At 65.8% G+C, this 307-nt stretch carries 1 protein-coding gene; it reads left to right on the top strand.

The window, feature by feature from the left end:
• A partial coding sequence (locus ACUXVH_RS31735; protein WP_445496876.1) for a 50S ribosomal protein L19 occupies positions 1-185 on the top strand: 185 nt, incomplete at its 5' end.
• Positions 186-307 lie beyond the last annotated feature (122 nt).

Here is a 307-nt window from a genome sequence, read left to right on the forward strand (position 1 = left end):
GAATGTACACCTCCCGGGGTTTCAGGGAATGGGAGATCGGCGACATCGACGTGATCCGCCGGGGCAAGGTGCGCCGTGCCAAGCTCTATTACCTGCGCAACCTGCGCGGCAAGTCGGCGCGCATCGCCGAACGCACGGATTCCGGCGCCAGGGATGCGGCGAAGGAGCCGAAGTCCGGCGCCTGAAGAGTGTCGCCCGCCTGAACGCGGGCGTCTTTGGTGGGAGGGGAAACAATGGCTGAGCCGGTGGTCGCCCAGAAGGCGCCGTACGCGAAGGAACTCGAGGCGGGCAAGACCTACTACTGGTG

The sequence above is a fragment of the Pseudomonas sp. 8(2025) genome (assembly GCF_052665325.1).